Source organism: Gemella sp. 27098_8_155 (genome assembly GCF_041433725.1).
GTDB lineage: Bacteria > Bacillota > Bacilli > Staphylococcales > Gemellaceae > Gemella > Gemella haemolysans_D.
Genome location: NZ_JAPWCA010000003.1, coordinates 62,430 through 88,679 on the forward strand (window position 1 = coordinate 62,430; position 26,250 = coordinate 88,679).

22 protein-coding genes are annotated in these 26,250 nt (G+C 31.0%); 18 read left to right on the forward strand and 4 right to left on the reverse strand.

Annotated elements, in window-relative coordinates:
• Window positions 1-43 precede the first annotated feature (43 nt).
• Genes O5Y44_RS02185 through O5Y44_RS02195 form a run of 3 tightly spaced genes read left to right on the forward strand, consistent with a single transcriptional unit; the run spans window position 44 to window position 3,855 of the window.
• Complete coding sequence (locus O5Y44_RS02185) at window positions 44-2,128, forward strand: LicD family protein (protein ID WP_371465417.1); 2,085 nt, start codon at window positions 44-46, stop codon at window positions 2,126-2,128.
• A 1-nt stretch (window position 2,129) separates the two neighbouring features.
• Window positions 2,130-2,846, forward strand: coding sequence for a LicD family protein (locus tag O5Y44_RS02190; protein ID WP_271964932.1), 717 nt, complete (start codon window positions 2,130-2,132; stop codon window positions 2,844-2,846).
• A gap of 16 nt (window positions 2,847-2,862) precedes the next feature.
• A complete protein-coding gene (locus O5Y44_RS02195) occupies window positions 2,863-3,855 on the forward strand; it encodes an acyltransferase family protein (RefSeq protein WP_271964931.1) in 993 nt (330 codons plus the stop codon).
• Window positions 3,856-3,903: 48 nt separating this feature from the next.
• Here the strand turns inward: O5Y44_RS02195 and O5Y44_RS02200 are convergent, their stop codons facing one another.
• A complete protein-coding gene (locus O5Y44_RS02200) occupies window positions 3,904-5,385 on the reverse strand; it encodes an oligosaccharide flippase family protein (RefSeq protein WP_271964930.1) in 1,482 nt (493 codons plus the stop codon).
• A 162-nt stretch (window positions 5,386-5,547) separates the two neighbouring features.
• Between O5Y44_RS02200 and O5Y44_RS02205 the strand changes: the two genes are divergently transcribed.
• The 9 genes from O5Y44_RS02205 to O5Y44_RS02245 all read left to right on the forward strand — a co-directional run bounded on the left by O5Y44_RS02205 (window position 5,548) and on the right by O5Y44_RS02245 (window position 14,988).
• Entirely contained in the window at window positions 5,548-6,255 is a 708-nt protein-coding gene (locus O5Y44_RS02205) for an IspD/TarI family cytidylyltransferase (protein WP_271964929.1), read from the forward strand.
• Between the two features lies 1 nt (window position 6,256).
• Entirely contained in the window at window positions 6,257-7,279 is a 1,023-nt protein-coding gene (locus tag O5Y44_RS02210) for a ribitol-5-phosphate dehydrogenase (RefSeq protein WP_271964928.1), read from the forward strand.
• 259 nt (window positions 7,280-7,538) lie between these two features.
• A complete protein-coding gene (locus O5Y44_RS02215) occupies window positions 7,539-8,570 on the forward strand; it encodes an acyltransferase family protein (protein WP_271964927.1) in 1,032 nt (343 codons plus the stop codon).
• A 176-nt stretch (window positions 8,571-8,746) separates the two neighbouring features.
• On the forward strand, window positions 8,747-9,616 hold the full coding sequence (locus O5Y44_RS02220) for a phosphotransferase (RefSeq protein ID WP_371465420.1): 870 nt from the start codon (window positions 8,747-8,749) through the stop codon (window positions 9,614-9,616).
• Window positions 9,606-10,484, forward strand: coding sequence for a DMT family transporter (locus O5Y44_RS02225; RefSeq protein WP_003147758.1), 879 nt, complete (start codon window positions 9,606-9,608; stop codon window positions 10,482-10,484). The genes O5Y44_RS02220 and O5Y44_RS02225 overlap by 11 nt, the downstream gene beginning before the upstream one ends.
• 7 nt (window positions 10,485-10,491) lie before the next feature.
• The gene (locus tag O5Y44_RS02230; RefSeq protein ID WP_271964924.1) at window positions 10,492-11,187 is read left to right on the forward strand and encodes a sugar phosphate nucleotidyltransferase; all 696 of its coding nucleotides are present in this window, start codon (window positions 10,492-10,494) and stop codon (window positions 11,185-11,187) included.
• Between the two features lie 159 nt (window positions 11,188-11,346).
• Entirely contained in the window at window positions 11,347-13,089 is a 1,743-nt protein-coding gene (locus tag O5Y44_RS02235; RefSeq protein ID WP_271964923.1) for a glucosaminidase domain-containing protein, read from the forward strand.
• 57 nt (window positions 13,090-13,146) lie between these two features.
• A complete protein-coding gene (locus O5Y44_RS02240; protein ID WP_316446964.1) occupies window positions 13,147-14,148 on the forward strand; it encodes a glycosyltransferase family 2 protein in 1,002 nt (333 codons plus the stop codon).
• A 159-nt stretch (window positions 14,149-14,307) separates the two neighbouring features.
• The gene (locus O5Y44_RS02245; RefSeq protein WP_271964921.1) at window positions 14,308-14,988 is read left to right on the forward strand and encodes a C39 family peptidase; all 681 of its coding nucleotides are present in this window, start codon (window positions 14,308-14,310) and stop codon (window positions 14,986-14,988) included.
• A 66-nt stretch (window positions 14,989-15,054) separates the two neighbouring features.
• Here O5Y44_RS02245 and galE read toward each other — a convergent pair whose 3' ends face one another.
• Window positions 15,055-16,077, reverse strand: a complete 1,023-nt coding sequence (galE, locus tag O5Y44_RS02250; RefSeq protein ID WP_271964920.1) for a UDP-glucose 4-epimerase GalE — start codon at window positions 16,075-16,077, stop codon at window positions 15,055-15,057.
• A 201-nt stretch (window positions 16,078-16,278) separates the two neighbouring features.
• Between galE and O5Y44_RS02255 the strand changes: the two genes are divergently transcribed.
• The 5 genes from O5Y44_RS02255 to O5Y44_RS02275 all read left to right on the forward strand — a co-directional run bounded on the left by O5Y44_RS02255 (window position 16,279) and on the right by O5Y44_RS02275 (window position 22,265).
• The gene (locus O5Y44_RS02255) at window positions 16,279-17,955 is read left to right on the forward strand and encodes an N-acetylmuramoyl-L-alanine amidase (RefSeq protein WP_371465421.1); all 1,677 of its coding nucleotides are present in this window, start codon (window positions 16,279-16,281) and stop codon (window positions 17,953-17,955) included.
• Between the two features lie 214 nt (window positions 17,956-18,169).
• Window positions 18,170-20,599: a leucine--tRNA ligase gene (gene leuS / locus O5Y44_RS02260; RefSeq protein ID WP_271986729.1), complete on the forward strand. Its 2,430-nt coding sequence runs from the start codon at window positions 18,170-18,172 to the stop codon at window positions 20,597-20,599.
• A 10-nt stretch (window positions 20,600-20,609) separates the two neighbouring features.
• Window positions 20,610-20,837 carry a KH domain-containing protein gene (locus O5Y44_RS02265; protein WP_371465422.1) on the forward strand — a complete coding sequence of 76 codons (228 nt, stop codon included), beginning with the start codon at window positions 20,610-20,612 and terminating at the stop codon, window positions 20,835-20,837.
• Between the two features lie 166 nt (window positions 20,838-21,003).
• Entirely contained in the window at window positions 21,004-21,705 is a 702-nt protein-coding gene (gene pgeF / locus O5Y44_RS02270) for a peptidoglycan editing factor PgeF (RefSeq protein ID WP_271986728.1), read from the forward strand.
• A gap of 26 nt (window positions 21,706-21,731) precedes the next feature.
• On the forward strand, window positions 21,732-22,265 hold the full coding sequence (locus tag O5Y44_RS02275) for a hypothetical protein (protein WP_271986727.1): 534 nt from the start codon (window positions 21,732-21,734) through the stop codon (window positions 22,263-22,265).
• A gap of 83 nt (window positions 22,266-22,348) precedes the next feature.
• Here the strand turns inward: O5Y44_RS02275 and O5Y44_RS02280 are convergent, their stop codons facing one another.
• Both O5Y44_RS02280 and O5Y44_RS02285 read right to left on the reverse strand, forming a co-directional pair.
• On the reverse strand, window positions 22,349-23,689 hold the full coding sequence (locus O5Y44_RS02280; RefSeq protein ID WP_371465423.1) for an ISL3 family transposase: 1,341 nt from the start codon (window positions 23,687-23,689) through the stop codon (window positions 22,349-22,351).
• A 193-nt stretch (window positions 23,690-23,882) separates the two neighbouring features.
• Complete coding sequence (locus tag O5Y44_RS02285) at window positions 23,883-24,404, reverse strand: hypothetical protein (protein WP_371465424.1); 522 nt, start codon at window positions 24,402-24,404, stop codon at window positions 23,883-23,885.
• 383 nt (window positions 24,405-24,787) lie between these two features.
• On the opposite strand from O5Y44_RS02285, the gene O5Y44_RS02290 reads away from it, so the two are divergent.
• Complete coding sequence (locus O5Y44_RS02290; protein ID WP_271986724.1) at window positions 24,788-26,164, forward strand: S1C family serine protease; 1,377 nt, start codon at window positions 24,788-24,790, stop codon at window positions 26,162-26,164.
• Window positions 26,165-26,250: the final 86 nt, after the last annotated feature.

Sequence of the window (26,250 nt, forward strand, 5' to 3'; positions counted from 1 at the left end):
TAAAATAAATCTGGCATTTATTTTAATAGTTGCTGTTTATTGTATGTGCGGTTTAATAGTACCATTACAATTTATATCAGCAAATAAAATTGTTGCGGGAGGAATGACATTATTTGGAATTCTTTTAGCGACGTATAATTTATTCATAAAAAAAGTTTATTTAAAAATAAAAACAATAGAATATTTATTACTGTTTTTTGCTTTTAATATAATTACTAGCATTCTAGTGATATCGTATGGGTATTCTACAAATATTAAAAACACGTTAATATTTTATATTTATTTCTTAACAGTATTCCCTATATTTACAGGGGTTACTAGAGAAGAGGGTAAAAAATTATATAATTACTTTTTCTATACGGTTACTGTACTTAATACTTTTGGAGTATTAGTTTCATTAATTCAATTTGTATTATTGAAAGGTTACAGAGTACATGACTACAAAGGACTGTATATTAGACAAGGATTTGTAGAGTCTAGATTATTTGGTATTTTAGCAAGTCCAAACTTTTTATCATTAGTTTCTTTAATTGTAATTATATTTTTAGTGTCAAAAATATGTGGTTTCAAGAAGAATTATAGATATTTAGTTTCATCAACTATTGCATTGAATTTTATTTATATTGTCTTATCTGGTTCAAGAACAGCATTTATCTGTATGTTCTTAGCATCAGTTATTTATTCGATAGTGATGTTTTATCAAAAAGGAAATACTAAATCGCTGTTAAAAGTAGTTATGGCAATTGTAGTTGTATTATTCAGTTATAAAGCTGTTAATTTCACTAGTGAACAGTATTTAAAATACAATAAAGAAAGGTTAGAAGCTCAAAATAAAAAGTTAGAAAATAAAGATAACAATCTTTCTTTAGAAAGAACTGATACAAGCGAAGAGAATATTTCTAATAATAGGTTCGCAATTTGGAAATCTACAGCATCTTTCGTACCTAAAAAACCTATTTTTGGTTACTCAGGTGGGAACTGGTATGAAATAGGTAAAAAGACTAATCCAGATGAATATATAATAAGAGAACACTATCTTACTCATAATGGATATTTAGAAATTTTATTTTATAATGGAATTGCAGGATTTATCTCGATGGGAATCTTTGTTTTATCATTCTTTATGTCAATGGTAAAACGACTAATTAAAGATAAAAAAGAAGATTTAGTTAATAAAGATTTATTATCGATGATTATGATATTGGTGGTAATTTTAGTATCTAATTTATTCTTAAGTTCTACATTTTATGGTATTTCATTATTAGGTATTATTCTATTCTTAATGGCAGGATATAATTACTCTATAGTAAGTACTGACAGAGATAATTTTAAAAAATTAGATGCAAATGAGATTAAAGAGATAGAATTAGGTGTTATGGACTATATTCATAATATTTGTCAAAAAAAAGGAATCAATTACTCTTTAGCTTATGGAAGTTTACTAGGTGCAGTAAGACACAAAGGGTTTATTCCTTGGGACGACGATGTTGATATTGCATTAAAGAGAGATGAGTATGATAGTTTATACCAAGCAATATTAGAGGATAATGATAGTGTTTATAAAGTAGTTTCATGGGAAAATGATTCTAAATATCCTTATCCGTTTTATAGAGTATATGATAGTAGAACTGTCTATGAGAACAATTATATACAAAATGATATAGAATTAGGGATTTGTGTGGATGTATTTCCTTTTGATAACTATAAAGATATAAACAAAGAAGTTACTAAATTAGATATGTATCGCCGACTTTCTGTATATACTTTGTATGGTATAAGAAACAAAGAAGCGGGTATTAAGAATATCATTCGCTATGTATTATTAGTAGTGTTTAGATTAACTAGTGTAAGAAGTTGGAACAGAAAGCTTAATGCTTATTCTACAATTGATAGTAAAAGTGAATTTATCGATTATCTGATGGAATCTAAAAAATACAGTACAAAGATAGATGCTAAGGCTTTAGATGAAGTAGTTGAATGTAAATTTGAAGATAGAATGTATAATATTCCAAAAGAATATGATCATATTCTTACTGCAATTTACGGTGATGATTATATGGAAATACCACCAGTAGAAAAAAGAATACAACATGATGATTTTGTAGCGTATATAAAAAAGGAGAAGTAATATGTTGCAATGGCTCAAGAGAAGTTTAGCCAGTTTTTTAGGTGATAAAAAAGATGTGGTTAAAAATCTCCCTTTAATAAAAAAATTAAATGAGAAAGCTAATATTGAATTAGATTCTAAAAGAAGTAATTTGTTAAAAGAAAACTTTGAGGAAATTCTGAATGTAGTTTATAGTTCTGATTTGAAGGATTATAATATTTGGTTAGACTTTGGAACATTATTAGGTTACTACCGAGAAAATGATTTTATAAGCCATGATTTGGATATGGATTTTGGAGTTCAAGTTTCAAGTTTTGAAGAATTTGAAGTAATAGAAAAATATCTTATTAATAATGGTTTTAACAGAACAAAAGAATTCTATTTCAATAAAAATTTAGTTGAATTATCTTATAGTTATAAAGGTCTTAATGTAGATTTTATTATCTATAATAAGGAAAATGATAGAGTATCTTCTGATACAATATTTTTTATGACAAATGCATTAGGAAATCCTACCCGTTATGAGGTTTACCACTATGAAATTCCATTTTCAGGTTTAAAAGAATGTGATTTCAAAGGTATGAAAGTAAAAGTTCCTGATAATACACAGGAGTATCTAAGAACTTTATATGGAGAAGATTTTGAAACACCAAATACTAATTATAATTGGAAAGAAAATCCAATTTATAAGCTAGGAGATGCAGAGTTAGCTGAGGTTATTTTACATAAAGGAAAGTAAGTTAGAGGATAATATTATGGGAAATAGAATAGCGCTATGGGATAATCTGAAGTTCTTCCTTGTAACATGTGTTGTGATAGGACATTTTGTAGATCAATTTACTGGTTTATCTAATATTTATGATAGTATATTTTTATTTATTTATTCGTTTCATATTCCGCTGTTTATTTTTATAGCTGGATTGATGTTCAAGAATAAGAATATTACTGCTAAAGCTATATTTTTTATAAGTATTGGCTTTGCATATAAAATAGTTTCAGCAATAGTGGAAAGATTACTAGGTACGGTGAAAGTTGAATTTTTCCTGTTATGGGATGGTGGACTTTCATGGTTTATGTTTGCCTTGGCGGCATATATAGTAATTTTAAAAATAATTGAGAAACAGAACAAGGAATATATTTTAGTGTTTTCGATTGTATTGGCTTGTTTTGTAGGGTATGATCCAGGAATAGGAGATTTCCTATACATATCAAGGATAATAATATTTTTCCCATTCTTTTTGAGTGGGGTATTATTACAAAATTTTGATATAGTAAGTTTTAAAGATAAAAATTTTAAATATAAACTCTTAGCAGGACTTATAGTTTTAGTTTGGTTAGGATTATGTATTTATGAAGTTGATAGAATATATGGGCTAAGATATCTGTTTACAGGGAGAAATCCATTTTTCCCAAAGATAATGAGTTATGCTCCATTAGTGAGACTAGCGAGCTATATCATATCTTTTAGTATAGGTTTCTCTCTTATTATGCTTATGCCTAATAAAAGACTGGGCTTGATTACAGATATGGGAAAAAATTCTATAAATGTGTATTTTTGGCATATGCACATATATTATACGTTGAATAAGCTATTTGGAATTTCTTATATATTCCATTATGGTGTGAAAGGTAAAATAGCTTTCCTTGTAATTGCGGTTATTTTAAGTATAATATTATCCCAAAATATATTTAATTTCCCGATAAAACAAATAAGAAATCAAGTATTTTCAAGTAAAAAAGCATCGTGATTTTAAGAGACATGTAAATAATACAAAAAGAGTTAGAAGAATAAATCTCTAACTCTTTTTAATTTTCCCTTTAACCATATTTATGGCATAGTTTATTGTTGAATCTTTTAGTATTATTAGAGCAACTAAATAATAAATTCCACAGATTGCTATAACTGTACAAACCATAAGCAGCATGCTTAGTGTTATTTCATAAGAATGAACATGAAAAGCAAATTTAGAAATGAAGTAAATTGGTATAAATCCAAGTGATACTATAAGGTATTTATACAGCGAAGAAAATACTGATGATAAGTTGATCAACTTATGTTTTTTAATAAACTGTATTTCTAATAATACTACTAGTCCTTCAGCGAAAATTGTTGTTCCGATATAATATTCAGGTTTAAAAATGTTGCAGAAATATAATGTAGAATTTAATATTACATTTAATCCACCACCGATGAAGTAAAATGAAGTTAGTTTACTTTCGAAGTCATTGATAAATATAATTTGTTTTCCTAGTATCATCTCAATAGCCCAAATAATAGTTCTAATGGCGAAGATACTTGTTACGATTCCTGCTTCTAAGTATTTGTCTGATGAATAGATAACAGTTGCATATGTACCTAGAATCATTATCCCTATACTTGTAGGTATCATTAGGAAGAAGAATAGGGAAGAACCTTGTCTAATTAGATATTCATACGAGTCGTGGTCTTTTTTCCCTAAGTAATACCCCAGTCTAGGAAGACTAACATTTAATGCACCACTAAGAACCCCAGCTATAAGCATTACTATACTCGATGCTATAGTGTAGTATGAAATATAGTTTTCATTCGGAGCTTTTGTAATAAACATCCTATCAAGCAATGTATAAAGCATATTAGCGTTTGCTAATAATAGCATGGTAGTTAGTGCTTTTGTAGAAGTTAATAAATCTTTTATTTTGATTTTAATAAATGAAACTTCTCTTTTTATCCATAAGAAACTTAGTAGATAGTTTAAGATTGTAGTAGCACTCATTATAATTGCATACGGTATAATATCATCTTCTGTTTTTACAAATGCGAATATTGATACTAACATAGCTATTCTAATAAATAGTGTTTTATATAGAATAAATGTGTAGTTTTCGTACGCTTCATTCATCCATTCAATATTTAAAAATTGAAATAGTGCTTGAATTCCAAGTATATAATATAATATTTTTAGATTTTCAGTTTCATGAGTTCCTACACTAATAAATATGAAATATAAGGCTGTTATAGTTATCGAAGTAATTACCGATATATAGAATAATTTTGAAAATACGTAGTTAATTTTGTTTTTATCGTCTTTAACTTTACTTATCGATCTAATACCATAGTTATATATCCCAAAGGCTGCAAGAGGTATTACAAAACTAGCCCAGGTATTTGCTGTGTTGAAATAGCTATAGTTTGATTTGCTAAGTATTCTAGTTAAATAAGGATTAGTGATTAATGGAAATACTATGTTTAGTACATTAACCATTAAGCTTGCTAGTGCATTAACTTTTATGTTTTTCATAAAAAGAAATCCTTTCTAAAATTCTATTTAACATTATAACATATTTTCAATTTATTGGCTTATAATAATCAGACTAGATAGAAGATTTTTGATGTTTATAGTTTTTCTATGATATAATAAAATAGATAGAATATTGAAAAATAGATTTTAAAGGAGAAGAAAATGATATATGCAGGAATATTAGCTGGTGGAACAGGAACTAGAATGGGAATAAGCAATATGCCAAAACAATTCTTAGAATTAGGTAAAAAACCAATACTTATTCACACAATTGAAAAGTTCTTATTAGAACCCGAAATCGAAAAAATCGTGGTCGGTGTTCATGAAGATTGGGTATCTCATGCTGAAGACTTAGTTGAACAATATGTTTCAGCGTTTGCTGATAGAGTCATTATTACACCTGGTGGTGTTGATAGAAATACAACTATTGAAAACATCATTAATAGAATTAATGAATATAAACCTTTAACTGACGAAGATATTATCGTTACTCACGATTCAGTTCGACCATTCATCACACTTAGAATTATTAAAGACAACATATGTCTAGCTAAAGAGAGTGATGCAGTAGATACAGTAGTAGAAGCTGTAGACACAATCGTAGAAAGTACTAATGGAGAATACATTTCAAACATTCCAAACAGAGCTCATTACTACCAAGGTCAAACACCTCAAAGTTTCAAATGTTTAGATTTCTTAAATCTATATAACTCATTAGACGAAGAAGAAAAACAAATACTTACAGATGCATGTAAGATATTCGTTATAAAAGGGAAAAAAGTAGCACTAGCTAAGGGAGAATACTCTAATATCAAAATAACTACAGTAACTGACCTTAAGATAGCTAAAAGTATGCTAGAGGACGAGTAATATGATAAATCAAATATATCAATTAATTAAACCGAAATTTATTAATGTAAAATACAACGAAGAGAACATAAATGATGGGGATAGAATCATCATCCGTCCAAACTACATGGCATTATGTCACGCAGACCAAAGATACTACCAAGGGAAAAGAGATCCAAAGGTACTAGCTAAAAAACTACCTATGGCACTTATTCACGAATGTGTAGGGATAGTAATCGCAGACCCAACAGGTACGTATAAAGTAGGACAAAAGGTAGTAATGATACCTAACCAACCACCAAGACAAAGTGACGAAGAATTTTATGAAAACTACATGCCCGGCACACACTTTCTATCAAGTGGTTTCGATGGTTTTATGAGAGAGTTTGTAGCTTTACCTAAAGATAGAGTGGTAGCTTATGATGGAGTGGAAGATTCTGTTGCGGCTATTACAGAATTCATAAGTGTTGGAATGCACGCAATGGATAGATTCTTAAAAAACTCACATAGTAAAAAAGAAAGAATAGCGATAATTGGTGATGGTAGTCTAGCTTATGTTATGGCGAATATAATAAACTACACTCTACCAGAGTGCGAGATAATCGTAATAGGTCGTCACTGGGAGAAACTAGAACTATTTAGTTTCGCAAAAGAAAGATATATCACAGATGATATTCCTAAAGACTTAACTTTCGATCACGGTGTAGAATGTTGTGGTGGAGATGGTAGTGGATATGCGATAAATGACATAATCAAATACATCAAACCACAAGGAAGCCTAGTATTAATGGGAGTTAGTGAATACAAAGTAAATATCAATACACGTGATATATTAGAAAAAGGACTAACGCTAATAGGTTCATCGCGTTCAGGTAGAATCGACTTTGAGAAAGCTATTGAGATGCTTAGCAATAAGAAATTCGAAAGAAGATTTAAGAACATTATTGAACTTGAACAACCTGTGAGAAATATTAAAGATATACATAGGGTGTTCGCAACTGATTTGAATACAGCCTTTAAAACTGTGTTTAAGTGGGAGATATAGAAGAGGCTATTTCTGTTATCAATTAACTAAAGTAATAGAATAAAATTAATTAGGTGATTCATGAAAACTACTAAGGAAGATTTCTGAGTCACCTTTAAATAATGTGATGTTTAAATTGAATACGTTTATTTTTAAGAATTATTAAATTTTGTGTTACAATGATAAGTGCTGAAGAATTAGAAGAATATTTGTATGAAGTTCCAGAGAATATAAATTTTAATTCAAATGATTTTTTTAAGATTTTAAAAAGGAGAACATAGTGGATATTTTTATATTATTATTGATTTCATTATTTGTTTATCTTATACCAAGAACAGATGTCGACTATTTGAGTAGTAAATCAACGAAATCACTAAAAGGTCTTTTAGCTATACTTATAATTTTTCATCATGTTTCTCAGAAAATTACTACTGGTGAAAATTTTTCGAATTTTGAATATATGGGTCGATATATAGTTGCATTGTTTTTCTTTCTATCTGGTTATGGACTATATTTCCAGTATAGCAACAACGCAACTTATATGGAGAATTTCTTAAGGAAAAGATTGGTTAGAATATTTATACCATTTTTTGTTTTCATAGTCATTTATGTGATTTATAGAGCGACATTAGGTGAAGTTGTTAATGTAGACTTTTTCTTATCTTTTTGGAGAGACCACAGCAATATTATTTATAATGGCTGGTTTATTAACAGTATAATAGTTTTATATGTTATTTTCTATGTTTCTTTCAAAAAGAAAGATTCCAAAGCAATTTTTAAGCTAGTATTTTTTACATTGGTTTATATTTTTTGGAAAGCATATCATAACCATGGAGATTGGGAATACGTTAGTATAATGGCGTTTTTCTTAGGTGTATTTTGGATGAAAGATAGAAGTCTTATAGATAAATTTATTGAGAAAAAATATTTTGTTTTTCTCGTTTCATTTAGTATACTGATGTATGTATTTCGTCGTTATGAAATTATTATGAAAAATATCGGGATTACAAACAAATATGTTTATTATGGAATAGTTGGAAATCTATGTACGATGGTTTTTGTAGTTTATTTTTTATTGTTAACAAATAAACTCAACTTCTCAAATAAATATCTAAATTTTTTAGGAGATATATCATTTGAAATATATATGATTCATGGTTTAGTTATGCATTATCTTGGTAAGTTTTTTGTTTCATCACCAGTTAATGACGTAATCTATACTATTGTTGTATTATTAGTTAGCGTTATTTTTGCATATTGTATAAAGAAATTAATAATTGCTATTGAAAAGAAGCTTGTGAAAGTTATTTAACATATTTTAAAAGTAGGATTAGGGAGTGACTCGACAAAATTGTTTTTTTTAGAAATCACGATTTTTGAGTCGCTCCTGATTTTTTATATTGAAAAAATATAGTAAAAAGACTATGAGTTATCACATTTTATGTTATAATGATAAGTAATATTGTAATGTGGAAAAGAGGATTTACATTGAAACAATTAATAAAAAGTAAGATAAGAAAATTACTTACTGAATCAGAAGAAATAGTAAAAGTAGAGCAACTAGGTGGAATGACAAATAGCAATTACTTAGTTGAAACTACTAATAACAAGTATATAGTCAAATTCTTTGGTAAAGGAACGGATAAGTTAATCAACAGGATTGCGGAAAAAAATAATCTTGCAAATCTTGCGGATTTAGAACTAGATGTTAAAAATTATATTTTTGATATTGAATCTGGAATCAAAGTAAATGAATATATTGAAAATGCGACTACTTTTGATGCGCATTATTTAAAATCGAAAAAAGAGGATGTTGCTAATATTCTTAAAAAAGTGCACAGTTCTGGAAAAATTCTTGAAGGTGAATTTAAAATTTTTGATGAGATTAGGAAATATGAGGACTTGATAGAAGGTAATATTAATTATCCATATTATGACAAGATAAGGGAGAAAATATTCTCTTTACAGAAACACCTAGAAGAAATTGGTGTGGACAAGAAATCATGTCATATTGATCTTGTTCCTGAGAATTTTATTGAAGATGAAAATGGTCGAGTGTATCTTATTGATTGGGAGTATTCTTCAATGAATGATCCAATGTGGGATTTAGCTGCGTTATTTTTAGAGTCTAATTTTAGAAAAGCAGAAGAAGGAGAGTTTTTTAAATATTATTTTAGTGAAAATACTCCTGTTAGCGTGGCTAAGATTATGATTTATAAAATACTTCAAGACTTCGTATGGAGTCTGTGGACGATTTATAAAGAAGAACAAGGTGCAGACTTTGGAACTTATGGAAAAGACAGATATTTAAGAGCATTAAAAAATTTGAAAGAGTATGTAGAAAGTTATGAAGAATAAAATAGGTGTATCAGCAGGTTTATTATCAGGGTTGTTTTGGGGATTAGGTCTTGCAATAAGTGCGTATATATTTTCATTGTATAATGTTTCGCCTTTTGCAGTCGCGGTAATCCATGATTTTATTAGTATTTTTGTCCTTTTGGCGATTATATTAGTTAAGTATAAACGAATCAATTTTAAAATCTTTACGAATATAAAAAGTATTAGTGTTATTATAGGTGCGCTTCTTGCCGGGCCTATTGGTATGCAGTGTAACTTATATGCGGTGAAGTATATAGGAAGTGGTCTTACTTCTTCGATAACAGCTATTTATCCAGCTGTATCGGTGATATTAGCTGTTATATTTTTAAAAAATAAAGTTTCATCAAAAACTATTATTGGTATAGCGCTAATTATTGTTGGTATTTTCATTCAAAGTTATAAGAGTGAACAGGTTGAATCATTCTACCTTGGATTCATGTTTGCGTTAATCTGTGCTATTGCATGGGGGAGTGAGAGTGTATTAAGTTCATATGCAATGAAAAATAATTTAAATGAGCTTGAGACGTTATTAATCCGTCAGGTGACATCATTTTTAGCATATTTAGTAATAATTTTATTTAACGGATTAGGAATTGAAACTAGTCTTGATGTTAAATTCGGAGGACTTATTGTATTCTTCGTTGTGAGTAATATGGTATCTTATATCTTATATTACATGGCTATTAATAGATTAGAACCAGCGAAAGCAACTGGGCTAAATGTTAGTTATGTTGTTTGGACAATAATATTTTCTATGATTTTTGTAGGATTAGCAGTAAATGTACAATTAGTAGTAACATCACTTATTATAATATTAGGTGTGTATGTTATTGTGAGAGAGGAGTAACAAAATAGTGAGAGCAATTATATTAGCCGCAGGGTTAGGCACGCGTCTTAGACCTATGACGGATAATACTCCAAAGGCATTGATAAAAGTTAAAGATAAGCCTCTTGTGGAGTATCAAATAGAATTTTTAAAAGAAAAAGGAATAGATGAGATAATCGTAGTTGTTGGTTATCTACATGAGCAATTCGATTATTTAAAAGAGAAGTATAATGTAGAGTTAGTGTTCAATGATAAATACGCTGAGTATAATAACTTCTACTCGTTATACTTAGTTAAGGAAAAATTGGCAGATAGTTATGTAATCGATGCAGATAACTATTTATTTAAAAATATGTTTAGAGCGGATATCGATCGATCAACATATTTTAGCGTGTATCGTGAAGATTGTGAAAATGAGTGGTTCTTGATCTACGGAGATGATTACAAGGTTCAAGATATTATCGTAGATAGTAAAGCTGGAAGAATTTTAAGTGGAGTATCTTTCTGGGATGAGAAAACTGCAGAGAAAATCGTAGGTTTTATCGATAAAGCTTACGAAAGCAATGAGTTTATGAATTTATACTGGGATAATATGGTTAAAGATAACATAGAAAAATTAGATGTCTATGTAGAAGAATTAGAAGCTAACAGTATATATGAAATTGATAGTGTTAAAGACTATAAAAAATTAGAAGAAATACTAAAAGAAGAATGTGAGAAATAATCTCCATTCTTTTTTGTTATTCATAGAGATTAAGTAATAATATTTCTTGCTATTTTGTAATATATATGTAATAAAAAATAATCTATTTGTAACCTTAAATAAGAAGGGAATATGGTATAATTATTAGTGCATAAATATGAGTACAGAGGAATATTAAGAATGAGAAGAAATAAACTTAAATTAGGATTAGGAGTGTTAACAGTACTAGCTACACCAATCGCAGTTAATGCAGTAGCAAGTAATGATGCTCAAGCAGCACAAGGATGGGTGAAAAGTGGTAATGCTTGGTACCTTTATAATCAAAATGGAACATTAGTAAGAAATACATGGGCAGGAAACTACTGGTTAGGAGCCGATGGAAGAATGGCGACTAATGCATGGGTAGACGGAGGTCGTTACTATGTAGGAAGTAACGGAGCGTGGATAAAAGGAGCTCAGAATCAAGCGGCTACGAATACAGTTAAACAAGGTTGGACAAAAGTTGGTAATGCCTGGTACTTCTATAACCATGGAAAAGTTGTAGCAAATGCATGGATAGGAAACTACTGGCTAGGAGCTGATGGAAGAATGGCGACTAATGCATGGGTAGATGGAGGTCGTTACTATGTAGGAAGTAATGGAGCGTGGGTAAAAGGAGCTCAACATACTACAACAGTGCAAAATGGTTGGGTGAAAGAAGGCTACACATGGTACTACTATAAAAACGGATCAGTAGTAAGAAACGCATGGGCAGGAAACTACTGGCTAGGAGCCGACGGAAGAATGGCGACAAACAGCTGGGTAGACAACAACCGTTATTACGTAGGAGCTGATGGGGCATGGATTAAAAACTATTCAAACAAGTCAGGATGGCAAAAAGAGAGCGGTTCTTGGTACTACTATAAAAACGGATCAGTAGTAAGAAATGCATGGGCAGGAAACTACTGGCTAGGAGCCGATGGAAGAATGGCGACAAACAGCTGGGTGGATAACAATCGTTATTACGTAGGAAATAATGGAGCGTGGGTAAAAGGAGCGGATAGAACAGCTTCGAAATCTGAGAATACTACTAACTCTACTACTTATTCTGGATATTACAAAGTAACAGCATTATACATTCCTGTATATGATGCTAATGGTAGAATTTTATCTCATGTTTCAAAAGATACAATCTTATTTAGAGATAATAGAGCTACTGTGAACGGAAGAATCCCTGTACAAGTAGCTGGAATTACAGGTTATGTAAACTCAGGACAAGTTGCAGCTGTTAACTCTAGTACAACATTTATCCCTGACTATGTAAGTGATGGTAAATATGTATATCACAGATACTCAGCATATAACAAGGTAATGGTTGCTTACCACAATCCAAATATGCAAGTAGGAAAATCATATTATTCTGCTGATGGAATTAACTTTGGAACATTTAAATTAGATCATCCTTTCCAATTTTCTAATTTAAAATCAAGATCTAACTATACTGCTGCAGATATCAATAGATTATATAGTCTGATGGGAGCTAACAATAGTAAGCTTGCTGGAAAAGGTGCTACATTTAAAGCTGCTGAACAAAGATATGGAGTTAATGCTCTTTACTTAGTTGCTCATAGTGCTCTTGAGAGTGCATGGGGAAGAAGTCAAATTGCGAGAGATAAAAATAATTTCTTTGGTATCGCTGCTTATGATACTACTCCATATACTTCTGCGACAAAATTTGATAATGTAGATAGTGGTATTCTAGGTGCTGCACGTTGGATTGATCGTAACTACTTAAGTAACACAGGATATCCAGCAAAAGGTGCTTATTTAGGAAATAAAGCAGGTGGAATGAATGTTAACTATGCAACGGCTCCATATTGGGGAGAATCTATTGCAAGTATAATGTTTAGTGCTAATGAAAAATTAGGAAGAAAAGATAGATAAGAAAAGGATGTGGCTAGGTTATTTTAATCTAGCTTCCTTTTTGGTAAGGAGAAAATTATGTTAGTTTCGGTTGTAATCGGACTTTTAAATGAAGAGAAATTTTTACCAAGGTTAATTGAAGATTTTAAAAATCAAACATATAATCACGATAATATCGAACTTATCTTTATAGATGGAATGTCGAAAGATAATAGTTGGGCTATATTGCAGGAGTTTAAAGAGAGTAATCATGATTTCTTTGATGTAGTTTTATTAAAAAATCCTAAGGTGATTCTATCTGCGGGGATGAATGTTGGAATTCGAGCTGCAAAGGGAGAATGTATCCTTAAGGTAGATTGTCATTCACATATAACGGAGAATTTTATAGAAAATAATGTTAAAGTTATAGAAAGTGGAGAAGATGTTTGTGGTGGACCACGACCTAATATTATTGAAAATGAGGATGCTTTAAGTAAAACGTTGTTGCTAGTTGAAGAAAATATGTTTGGTAGCGGTATAGCTAATTATCGAAAAGAAACTTCTAAAAAATATGTAAGCTCTGTATTTCAAGGAATGTATCGAAAAGAGATTTTTGATAAGATAGGTTTATTAGATGAACAAGTTGGTCGTGTAGAAGATAATGAATTACATTATAGAATTAGAAAAAATGGTTATAAAATTCGTTATAGTAATAATATATTGTCTTATCAATATACTAGACCTACTGTAAAGAGAATGTTGAAACAAAAATATTCTAATGGATACTGGATTGGTAAAGTAAGTCATGTATACCCTAAGGCTTTCTCAATTTTCCATTTTGTACCGTTTGTCTTTGTTTTAGGTATAATTTTTAGTTTATTGATGTTGCCATTAACGAAGGTATTCGCAATATTGCTTGGGATTTCTTATGCATTATTTACAGTTTTTGTTACAACTATGACAATAATTAATAACAAGTTTAATGCAACTTTATTATTAATTCCATGTTTACTATTTTTAGTTCATTTTAGCTATGGATGGGGAACTTTAGTAGGGTTAATAAAAGGATTTAGTTGGAAGAAAGAATATACTAATAAGTAGAAAATTCTTGTTGATATTTTTTGAAAAAATACCTAGGAGTGCTTTGAATAGATTGACTTTATAAAATTATCGATTTTGAGGTACTCCTATTTGTTTTTGTTAGTTAAAAATAGTATAATTATAAATAAATTTAGCTGAAATATAGGAGGTGACAGGTTTATGAAAAAGAGAATAAGTATGATTCTTGTAGGTAGTTTATTATTAGCAAGTTTTAATGATGTTAAAGCGGATCTGTTAAAAGAACAAAGTGATAAAGTGGAATCCTTTACTTCAGAAGATAGTATAATGAATAATGCTACAGGTAAAGAATCTGTAAAACCTGTGAAATTCCCTCAATATTATCAAGCGGATGCTAGGTGGGGATCTAAGAGATATGGTATTTCTAATATGAAAATATCAGGCTGTGTTCCTACATCCTTATCTATGGTTTTATCAGTATTGAAAGAAGAAGTTACACCAGTTCAGGTTGCTGATTATATTTATAATACATCTACAGAAATGAATACTATGTTTGTGGGAACTTCTAGTGATGGAGCAGCTGCTGCAATAGAACACTGGGGATGTAATTATCGTGTGATTAACTCCAAGGATGATTTAAAAGTGGCGTTAAAAAGTGGGAATATTGTATTTGGTTCTGTTGGTCATGGACTTTTTGTAAAAGGAAATGGTACACATGCAATTATTTTAAGTGGGTATCAAAATGGAAAAGTTCATGCAATAGATCCAGATAATCAAGAAAAAACTAATAAATGGTATAGTATCGATGAAATTTGGAGTCAACGTAGTATGGCACCAGAAGATAATTCTGTGGGAGGACCATTTATGGTGATATCTAAATAAAAGAAACGAGTGTCTAAGTAATATTTAGATACTCGTTTTTTATGTTAATTTGTTTATTAAATTATATTATTCAGCGAATCCATTTGGATGTTTACTTTGCCATCTCCAAGAGTCTTCACACATACGTTTTACATCGTACTCTGCTTCCCATCCAAGTTCTTCTTTTGCTTTTGTAGCATCAGCATAACATGCAGCGATATCTCCAGCACGACGTGGCGCAATAACGTAAGGTAGGTCGCGTCCAACAGCAGCTGATGCACTCTTAATAATATCTAGTACAGAATATCCAATTCCTGTTCCTAGGTTATATTTAGATAGTCCGCTACCTTTTTCTAATTTTTTAAGGGCTGCTACGTGACCACGAGCTAGGTCTACTACGTGAATATAATCTCGAACACCAGTTCCATCGTGTGTATCGAAGTCGTTACCGAAGACATTAACTTTTTCTAATTTCCCTACTGCTACTTGCATAACGTATGGAAGTAGGTTGTTTGGAATTCCTGTTGGATCTTCTCCGATATCTCCACACTCATGTGCTCCGATAGGGTTGAAGTAACGAAGTAGTACTACGTTCCACTCATTGTCTGCTGCATAAACATCCCCTAAGATTTCTTCTAAGATTAGTTTAGTACGTCCGTATGGGTTAGTTACAGATAATGGGAAATCTTCTTTAATTGGTAATGCATGAGGATCTCCGTATACTGTAGCTGATGAACTGAAGATAATATTTTTGCAGTTATGTTTCTCCATAACGCGACATAAAGTTGTAGTTCCAGCAACGTTGTTATCATAGTATTTTAAAGGTAATTGGCAAGATTCACCAACTGCTTTTAAACCAGCGAAGTGAATAACTCCAAAAATATCTCCTTCTTTTTCGAATACTTCGTTTAATTTATCTTCATCACGAATATCAACTTCATAGAAAGTTACTTTTTTACCAGTTACTCTTTCTACAACTTCTAAGCTTTTTTTATTTGCGTTATATAAGTTATCAACGACAACTACTTCATTTCCATTATTTAATAATTCTATACAAGTATGAGACCCGATAAATCCAGCTCCACCTGTAACAAGTATTTTCTTAGTCATAGTGTAAATCTCTCGCATAGGCGAGTCCTTCCTATAATTTTATATATTAATTTTATAAGAAGTAGAAGTAAGTGTCAATAAATATGAGAGTAATATTAAAAAACTATTACATTTACTATGTTTCTTTGAAAATAGTTTGAAAATATAATACAATTAAAAAGAATGTATTTATTTTTAGAAAGGAATTAGGAGGAATAATTTATGAGAAAAAATCACATTAAATTAGGATTAAGTTTATTAACAGTATTAGCTACGCCAATCATAGTTAATACTGTATCTAGTAATGACGTACAAGCAGCGCAAGGTTGGGTGAAAAGCGGGAATTCTTGGTCATTTTATAATCAAAACGGTACGCTAGTAAGAAATGCTTGGGTAGGAAGTTATTGGTTAGGTGCCGATGGGAAAATGGTAACGAATGCTTGGGTAGATAATGGTCGTTATTATGTAGGAGCAAATGGAGCGTGGGTAAAAGGAGCTCAAAACCAAATAATAGCAACTACAACAAAACAAGGATGGACAAAAGCAGGTAGTGCATGGTATTACTACAATAATGGTAGTTTAGTAGTAAATAAATGGGTAGGAAACTACTGGTTAGGTGCAGATGGAAAAATGATGACGAATGCCTGGGTAGACAATAATCGCTACTACGTAGGAGCAAACGGAGCATGGGTAAAAAATGCTAGACACCCAGAAGAGGAGAAACAAGGTTGGGTAAAAGAAGCGAACACATGGTACTACTACAACACAGATGGAACGATAGCGCGAAATAAATGGGCAGGAAACTATTGGCTAGGAGCTGATGGAAGAATGGCAACAAACAGCTGGGTAGACAATAATCGTTACTATGTAGGAAATGATGGAGCATGGGTAAAAGATGCAAAACACCCAGAAGAGAAGAAACAAGGTTGGGTAAAAGAAGCGAACACATGGTACTATTACAACACAGACGGAACATTGGCAAGAAATAAATGGGCAGGAAACTACTGGCTGGGAGCCGATGGAAGAATGGCGACAAACAGCTGGGTAGATAACAATCGTTATTATGTAGGAACTGATGGAGCATGGGTAAAAGGTGCTAAACATCCAGAAGAGAAGAAACAAGGTTGGGTAAAAGATTCTAACGTTTGGTATTACTACAACGCAGATGGGACATTAGCGAGAAACAAATGGGCAGGAAACTACTGGTTAGGAGCCGATGGGAAAATGGCAACAAACAGCTGGGTAGATAATGGTCGTTATTATGTTGGAGCAAATGGAGCATGGGTAAAAGATGCATCAAGAGATAAAAATACTAGACGTGCTATCTTCTTAGATCCAGGACATGGTGGAAGTGACTCAGGAGCATTTGAAAATGGTGTTAAAGAAAAAGATTTAACTCTTAGTGTATATAATAAAGTAAGTAGTAGACTTGCTTCTTTAGGTTATACAGTATTAACAAGTAGAAACACAGATAAAGATGTAGGATTAGTAAGTCGTGCAGATCAAGCAAATAAATCTAATGCGGACATGTTTTTAAGTATTCATTTTAATGCTGGAGGAAGAGGAGCGGCTTACGGTATAGAAACTTACTATTATAAACCTGAAGCTGGGTATACTCCTGCGATAAATAAAGAAAATCACAACAACCCTGACAGAATAGAGAAAAGTAGAAAATTAGCTAATAAAATTCAACAAAATCTACTTTACAAAACTGGAGCATATGATAGAGGCGTGAAACGTGCATCATTTGCGGTGCTTCGTGAAACATCTATTCCGTCAATTTTAGTTGAGTTAGGATTTATTGACAATCAAGAGGAAGTAAACAAAATTAAAACTAATGAATATCAAGAAAAACTAGCTGATGGAATTGTAGATGGAATCGTAGAATACTACAAATAAATCTAATATTATTATTTAATAAAGTGTAAATAATTATAACGAGGATATCTCAAAAATTTTGATTTGTAAAATCATTTTTATGAGGTATCCTCATTTTTATGTATTAAGTTATATCAATAAATTCATATTAAATCTTTTCAGTTGTTGCTAAAAGTCTTTAAAATTGGTATACTATAACTTAGAGAACTTGAAAGCGAAGGAGTGTGCTTAAATTATGGTATATAACCACAGAGTTGTAGAAAAAAAATGGCAAAAATATTGGGATGAAAATAAAACATTCAAAACATTAGACGATCATACAAAAGAGAAATTTTATGCATTAGATATGTTCCCTTATCCATCAGGAGCTGGACTTCACGTAGGTCACCCAGAAGGGTATACGGCTACTGATATCTTAAGTAGATATAAAAGAGCAAATGGGTATAATGTGCTTCATCCAATGGGATGGGATGCATTCGGATTGCCAGCTGAGCAATATGCATTAGATACTGGTCATGACCCAAGAGATTTTACAAAAACAAATATCGATACGTTCCGTCGCCAAATTAAAGAATTAGGATTTTCTTATGACTGGGATCGAGAAGTAAATACAACAGATCCTAAGTATTACAAATGGACTCAATGGATTTTCAAAAAACTTTATGAAAAAGGACTTGCTTATGTTGATGAAGTACCTGTAAACTGGTGTCCAGCATTAGGAACAGTTCTTTCTAACGAAGAGGTTATCGATGGTAAATCTGAGCGTGGAGGACACCCTGTAGAGCGTCGTCCTATGCGTCAATGGGTACTGAAAATTACTGATTACGCTGAAAAACTTCTTGCTGATTTAGATATTCTTGATTGGCCAGAAAGTCTTAAAGCTATGCAACGTAACTGGATCGGTAAATCTGTAGGTGCTGAGATTGATTTCAAAATTGAAGGAACTGATAAAGTATTCACAGTATTCACTACACGTGCTGACACTGTATTCGGTGTGTCTTACTGTGTACTTGCACCTGAACACAAACTTGTAGAAGAAATCGTTACAGAAGGACAAAGAGCGGCTGTTGAGGAGTACCTTGACATCGTTAAACGTAAGTCTGACCTTGAAAGAACAGACCTTAACAAAGATAAAACAGGAGTATTCACAGGAGCTTATGCGATTAATCCTGTAAATGGTGAAAAAGTAGAACTTTGGATTGCGGACTACGTTCTAGCAAGCTATGGAACTGGGGCTGTAATGGCTGTTCCTGCACACGATGAGCGTGATTATGAGTTTGCGACTAAGTTTAACCTACCAATCAAAGCTGTTATCGAAGATAATGGAGAAGTTGTTGTGCCATTCTACGGTGATGGTAAACACATCAACTCTGATTTTATCAACGGATTAAATAACGAAGAAGCTATCGCAAAAGTTATTGAATTCTTAGAAGAAAATAATGTTGGACGTAGTAAAGTTACTTACAAACTACGTGACTGGTTATTCTCAAGACAACGTTACTGGGGAGAACCAATTCCAATCATCCACTGGGAAGATGGTACTATGACTACAGTACCGGATAGTGAACTTCCACTATTACTTCCAGAAACTGATAACATTAAACCTTCAGGAACAGGGGAATCTCCACTTGCTAATATCGAAGAGTGGTTAAATGTAGTAGACCCTGAGACTGGTAAAAAAGGTAAACGTGAAACTAACACAATGCCTCAATGGGCTGGTTCTTGTTGGTATTACTTACGTTATATTGACCCACACAATGATGAAATGTTTGCTGATCCAGAGAAATTAAAATACTGGTTACCTGTAGATGTATATATCGGTGGAGCAGAACACGCAGTTCTTCACTTATTATATGCTCGTTTCTGGCATAAAGTGCTTTACGATTTAGGTTTAGTACCAAGTCGTGAACCATTCCAAAAACTATTCAATCAAGGTATGATTCTTGCTGAAGGTAAAGATGGTCGTCCGGAAAAAATGTCTAAATCTAAGGGTAATGTAGTTAACCCTGATGATATTATCGTATCTCACGGTGCTGATACATTACGTGTTTATGAAATGTTCATGGGGCCATTAGATGCGTCTATCGCATGGAGTGAAAATGGGCTTGACGGATCACGTCGTTTCTTAGATAGAGTATATCGTCTATTCGTAGATGAAGAAACTGGAAAAGTAAATGATAAAGTTCAAGATAAAGATAATGCAGAATTAGAAGTAAGCTATAACTACACTGTTAAGAAAGTATCTGAAGATATCGAAATTCTTGGATTTAATACAGCTATTTCTCAACTTATGGTATTTGTAAATGATTGTTACAAAGCTGAATACATTCCTCGTAAATATGCGTTAGGATTTATCCAACTTCTTGCACCATTTGCACCTCACCTTGCTGAAGAGATGTGGGAAATCTACGGTAATACTGAGTCAATTTCATATGTACCATGGCCAACATTCGATGAGAGCAAACTTGTAAGTGACACTGTAGAAATCGTAGTTCAACTTATGGGTAAAGTTAAGGCTAAATTAGATGTTAAGAAAGACTTAACACCGGCTGAATTAGAGCAAATCGTTCTAGCTAATGAAGAAGTAAAAGAATTAATCGAAGGAAAACAAGTTATGAAAGTAATTGTTGTTCCTGGAAGATTAGTTAATATTGTAGCTAAATAAGGAGAGACACATGGAAGAATTAATTTATAGTATTGTTAGTGAAATTGTTGAGCATAAAGATGAAATTAAAATTGAAAAAATTGTTAAAAATGCTCGTGAACATTACATTTTAACAGTGCACCCAGAAGATTGTGGGCGCATAATAGGGAAAAAAGGTACAGTAATTAATGCAATCCGTACTGTGCTAAATTCAACAACATTTAGTAAAAAAGTTTACTTAGATTTAGTAGAAGAATAAGATAAATGTTGAGTAGGAGTCTGAAAGATGGATATTTTTCAGATTCCTATTTTTTAGTTGAATTTTGAATTAAGGACACAAAAGTAATAGTTTTATAGAGTAGAGAAATGGGACATAGACTTATATTTTGTGTATAATAATATTAGCGTTAATTTAGGAGGTTGTTATGATAGAGATAGTTGATGGATATTTAGTTAATGATGATAATATAAAAATTGCATTCACTAATAGAAAGGTTGATGCGAAAAATAGTGAGGATATGAAAAGATTCTCTGATGAATATGGATTTAATCATAATAATATAGTCTTTAATACACAAGTTCATGGAGCAGATGTGCGTATTATTGAATCGTATTCTGATCTTAATGAGAACGGGAGGGAAGCTGATGGCTTAATTACTAATTTAGCTGCGACACCATTATTGATTTTCACAGCTGACTGTGTACCTGTTGTTTTCTATGATAAAAAGCAAAGTGTTGCTGCTTTAGCTCATGCAGGATGGCGAGGAACATATGGAAATATTGCCGGAGAAATGGTAAATATCATGACAGGTAAATATAATTGTAAGGTAGAAGACATTAAGACCATTATAGGGCCGTCAGTTAGTGTTGATAACTATGAAGTTTCTTATGATCTTATAGAGAAATTCGCTGCTTTAGAAGTGCCGAATTATTATAAAGAAAATGATGGTAAATATTATTTAGATTTATGGCAATTGAATAAAGAATTGTTGAGAAAATGTGGTATACTAGAAGATAACATTAAAATTATTGATTTCTGTACGGTTAGAGATAATGATAAATTCTTTTCATATAGATTAGACAACGCTACTCCAAAACGTATCGGAACAATAATTCAAATAGATTAAATTCATATAGAATAGAGGAAACAATATTGGAAAAAGATATTAAATTAGTTGAACAAATAGCTACATTTAAGAGATTACCGAAAAGTGATAGTAGATGGCGTGTAGCATTTTATTATATAGCGAAAGAATTTTGGGATTTAGAAGAGGTTTTCGTAATAATAGATAAAACTCTTTATGAAGAACAAGGATTAAAAATTCCAGTTTTTAGAGAGTATAAAGAGGCGGAAGGATTCCAAATTTTTTCCAGTCATATAAAAGCGAAGGAATTTGTAGAAAAGCAAGGTGATTTATTCGTTACTGCTAGTGGAGAAAAACTTATTGGTAGAATACGTCAAGGTGCCTTTAGAGAGGTGTTTGTTCCATTTTTTGCTGAGCAGAACTTTAATTATTTATTAAATGAGGACGAAGCATTGTTCGCTGATACATTCAAACGACTTCTTGCAGTTATGGAAGCTAGTGAGAACTATATTGTAGATGAAGAACAAGAAGCTATGTTAAAAGCAGGTGATGTCCAAAGTTTCTTTGCGGATATTTGTAAAAAATATATAGTATTAGTATAAAAAATAATCTTCAAACATAATTTAACTTGTATGTTTGGGCTCTTTGTCAAATTCGGGGCATGGAGAAAAATAGGAAATGAAATCTAGGCAGCATTTTGCTGCTTAGATTTTTTCTTGTTTTCTTTAAGCTTGATATTATTTTTATACTCAGAAACAAATAATCTAGACATAATTAAAATACGTAGTCTGAAATTAATAAAGCTAGAATATCCATAAGATACTCTCTTTAGTAGTTTTATTTTATTATTAAATCCTTCTAATGGGCCATTAGAATACTCATATTTAACAGCGTTAAGCATATACTCTTTGTGTTTTTTCATAGTATTTATAGCTTTAGATACACCTTTAGATAATCCTCTAGTGTCCATATCTATATACTTCTCTAATTCTACAGAATCTTTAGCCTTAATAGCTTCTCTTATCGCATGTACTCTCTCATAGCTGGCTGTAAATTCAGCATCTATAGCTAATATATAATCTAATACTTCTTTTCTAGTTACATAGCGTTTAAAGCTTCTAGAATAGAATATTTTTGTTGAATTTACTTTATCTCTATCTTCTAATATTACTTTCCAGAAGTTCTTTAGAATAGTGTAAGTAGAACCTTTTTTATTCTTATATTGATTCATTAGTTTTACTCTAGCTTTATTTAATTCTCTATTAATATTTTGAACCATATGGAATCTATCTATTATTATCTCAGCGTTAGGGAACATCTCTCTAATCATATTCATATAAGGAGGATAAATATCTATACAAATCGTTTTTACTTTCTTTCTTACTTTTCTTGGATATCTCATAAAGTATTGTTTTAATATATGTAGTGTTCTCCCATCTACAATATCTATAAAATCATGTGTTCTAGCATCTAAGAATACGAAACTCATTCCATTTTTACTATCTTTAGTTGATTTTATTTCATCGAAACACAGGTGTTCTGGTAGGTTTGAATGAGTCGTAACTTCTACAGCTTCTCTACATGATTTCATTACTCTTACTACTGTAGATACTGATACATTACTTAATTCAGCTATATATTTAAATGATAGTGTCTTAGAAAGATTCTTCATAATGTGAAATATAAGATTTTTAGATATACTGCAGTGCTTTTGTACAAATGATGTTTCAGCACAAAACTTAGAATTACATTCTCTACATTTAAAGCGTTGTTTCTTTAATTTAAGGTATGTAGGGCATTCTGATATCTTTAATAAAGCTACTTTTAAAGGATCGCCGAATCCATTTTTAACTATATTATTTCCTTCTTTCATACAACCGCAGTTTGTACAACACTTTGGTTCATATGACAAAGCTCCATGAAATATGAATGTATCTTGACCATCTACATTGATTAAATCAAGTTTATCCTCCATAGTTATATTTTGGTCTTTTATTAATAGTAAATTTGTGATAAAATTATTCATGACAAATATCCTTTCTTAGTTAATTATTTTTCTACACTTTAATTATATTGGATATTTGTCTTTTTATATATAAAAATTGAAATCCGGGGCTGGAATTTTTCCATGCCCCGGATTTAGTATACAACCTATGTTTGAAGATTTTTGTTTTGTATTTAATGAATTTATTTTGTGCACTAAATTTGCAACTCTAATTTTATTTTCCTCTAAAGTAATTTAATGTGTAAGCTATAGCTATAAAGAAAATTATTACGTAAAGAGTGTAGCTTGTATATTGTGTGATTCCTTTAATATTTACCAAGTAGCTTTGAACACTAAATGGAGTAAAGATAGCTGATATTAGAGGTGTAAGATTTTCTTTCCAAAAAGCAATAATAAGTAGGAAAAATATTATTATTGTTAGTATAAAATATATAATTCTAGGTATAGTGATAAAAAAGCTTTCTGGATTCGGGAATGGATTATAGTAGAAGAATATAATCGCTAATAATACCAAGATTAAGGTGATTCCATTTCGTTCTTTTTCTGTGATTGTGAAAATATCTTTAATTAATAATATATATCCTGATAATACCCATAAAATTAAAACAATCAAAGTAATTGCTAAATTAGCAAGATTTAACTGTTTATTGAGGTCAAAGTTTATATTAAATGTGTATAGGAATGTGAAGATTAGAGCAAGTATGCTAGCTAATGTAATGTATCTTTTAGTTTTCATATATCTCTCTTTCCAAGCAACAAATGTTGCATCCTTCTTATTTTTTTCATATAATTTATATATAGAATTATAACATTAAGATAAATTATAAACAAGGAACTATGTGAGATGTTTTATTCTTTATTTACATTTTACCGTCTGGAATCTATATTGCATAGTAATTATGAATTGTTTTATTTATGAATTTTAGTAATATTAGGGATTTGTTTATAAGTCGGAGAGAGGATAGTAGGTGTAAAAAAATATTAATTATATTTAAAGTTTTCTTTAAACTTTGTTTAAGTTGATGTTGGTATGATAAAACTATAGAAAATGTAGATTAAAGATTTTTTTAATAGGTTGTGAAACACAACGAAAGATAAAAATTAAAAAGGAGGATTTTTATGGAAAACAGAAATAACAACCAAAATAATAAAAATTTACAAGATTTAAATAATCAGGAAAATTATAACGAACAGAATAATTATCAAGGTTATCAAAATTATGATAATGTTGATAATTCTCAATATAATGATTTTGAAAATTTACAGGGAATGAATAATGAGCAGGTAGCTGCACCGCAAAAGAACAATTATGGAAAATTATTCTTAACTGTCTTTGCAGCATTTGCGCTTGGAGCTACTAGTGTATTTGGAGCGCAAGCTGTGATGGGAACTGGAAAAGCATTGAATTCTTCGGTAACTACTACGAAAGAAGATAAAGATAATCAACAAATTACGGTAAATGCAATTTCTAAAGCTAAAGATGCTGTAGTTTCAATCGTAAACTATCAAAGTAACTCTAGCAATAATCTTGAGTCAATTCTAGGAGGAAATTCAAGAAGATCTGGAAGTGACTCTAGTGATTCTAGTAATTCTAGTGAATTAAAACCAGCATCTAGCGGAAGTGGGGTTATTTACAAAAAATCTGGTAATACTGCTTATGTTGTAACTAACAATCACGTGGTAAATGGAGCTAAAAAACTATCGGTAATTTTAAGTGATGGAACTAATGTTAATGCAGAAGTTGTTGGAACTGATGTATGGACAGATTTAGCTGTATTGAAAATCAGTGGTGATAATGTGACAACTACAATGGATTTTGCTGATAGTGATAAAATCGCAGTAGGAGAAACAGCTTTTGCTATCGGATCTCCTCTTGATGTTAACTTATCTAACACTGTTACAAAAGGTATAGTATCTGCTGTAAATAGACAAATTCCTATGGATGTTGATGGTGATGGTAAAAATGACTGGAATCAAACGGTAATTCAGACTGATGCCGCTATTAACCCAGGTAACTCAGGTGGAGCATTAATTAATAATGAAGGTAAACTTATCGGAATTAATGAATCAAAAATAGCAAAAGCAACATCGAACGTAAGTGCTGAAGGTATAGGATTTGGAATACCGTCTAATGAGGTGAAATTAATTACTGAGCAGCTGGAACAATCTGGTAAAGTAATTCGTCCAGCTTTAGGTGTTCAATTAGTATCTGTAAATACAGTTGATAGTGATACATTGAAATCACAATTAAACTTTGAAGGTAAGCAAGGGGTAGTAGTTCGATACGTTGAAAATGGTACTCCAGCTGCACAAGCAGGGATAGAAAAATATGATATTATCACGAAATTGAATGGTGAAGATGTCAAAGATGTTGCTGCAGTTAGAAAATATTTATTTGAAAAATCAAAAATAGGAGATACTATTAAAGTGACCTATTATAGAAATGGTAAAGAAAATACAACAAGTGTAGTGGTGCAAGCCTTGAATACACGATAAAATAATTAGGACTTGGAATAGAGTAGTTTATTCCAAGTCTTAATTAATGATTGTTCGTAAAATGTTCGAAAGGTAACGTTATTTTA

Bases quoted from the DNA above. Each gene is read 5' to 3' on its own strand.
- O5Y44_RS02185 (WP_371465417.1), top strand. From the start codon at position 44: ATGTGCGGTTTAATAGTACCATTACAATTTATATCAGCAAATAAAATT.
- O5Y44_RS02190 (WP_271964932.1), top strand. From the start codon at position 2,130: ATGTTGCAATGGCTCAAGAGAAGTTTAGCCAGTTTTTTAGGTGATAAA.
- O5Y44_RS02195 (WP_271964931.1), top strand. From the start codon at position 2,863: ATGGGAAATAGAATAGCGCTATGGGATAATCTGAAGTTCTTCCTTGTA.
- O5Y44_RS02200 (WP_271964930.1), bottom strand. From the start codon at position 5,385: ATGAAAAACATAAAAGTTAATGCACTAGCAAGCTTAATGGTTAATGTA.
- O5Y44_RS02205 (WP_271964929.1), top strand. From the start codon at position 5,548: ATGATATATGCAGGAATATTAGCTGGTGGAACAGGAACTAGAATGGGA.
- O5Y44_RS02210 (WP_271964928.1), top strand. From the start codon at position 6,257: ATGATAAATCAAATATATCAATTAATTAAACCGAAATTTATTAATGTA.
- O5Y44_RS02225 (WP_003147758.1), top strand. From the start codon at position 9,606: ATGAAGAATAAAATAGGTGTATCAGCAGGTTTATTATCAGGGTTGTTT.
- O5Y44_RS02235 (WP_271964923.1), top strand. From the start codon at position 11,347: ATGAGAAGAAATAAACTTAAATTAGGATTAGGAGTGTTAACAGTACTA.
- O5Y44_RS02240 (WP_316446964.1), top strand. From the start codon at position 13,147: ATGTTAGTTTCGGTTGTAATCGGACTTTTAAATGAAGAGAAATTTTTA.
- O5Y44_RS02245 (WP_271964921.1), top strand. From the start codon at position 14,308: ATGAAAAAGAGAATAAGTATGATTCTTGTAGGTAGTTTATTATTAGCA.
- galE (WP_271964920.1), bottom strand. From the start codon at position 16,077: ATGACTAAGAAAATACTTGTTACAGGTGGAGCTGGATTTATCGGGTCT.
- O5Y44_RS02255 (WP_371465421.1), top strand. From the start codon at position 16,279: ATGAGAAAAAATCACATTAAATTAGGATTAAGTTTATTAACAGTATTA.
- leuS (WP_271986729.1), top strand. From the start codon at position 18,170: ATGGTATATAACCACAGAGTTGTAGAAAAAAAATGGCAAAAATATTGG.
- O5Y44_RS02265 (WP_371465422.1), top strand. From the start codon at position 20,610: ATGGAAGAATTAATTTATAGTATTGTTAGTGAAATTGTTGAGCATAAA.
- pgeF (WP_271986728.1), top strand. From the start codon at position 21,004: ATGATAGAGATAGTTGATGGATATTTAGTTAATGATGATAATATAAAA.
- O5Y44_RS02280 (WP_371465423.1), bottom strand. From the start codon at position 23,689: ATGAATAATTTTATCACAAATTTACTATTAATAAAAGACCAAAATATA.
- O5Y44_RS02285 (WP_371465424.1), bottom strand. From the start codon at position 24,404: ATGAAAACTAAAAGATACATTACATTAGCTAGCATACTTGCTCTAATC.
- O5Y44_RS02290 (WP_271986724.1), top strand. From the start codon at position 24,788: ATGGAAAACAGAAATAACAACCAAAATAATAAAAATTTACAAGATTTA.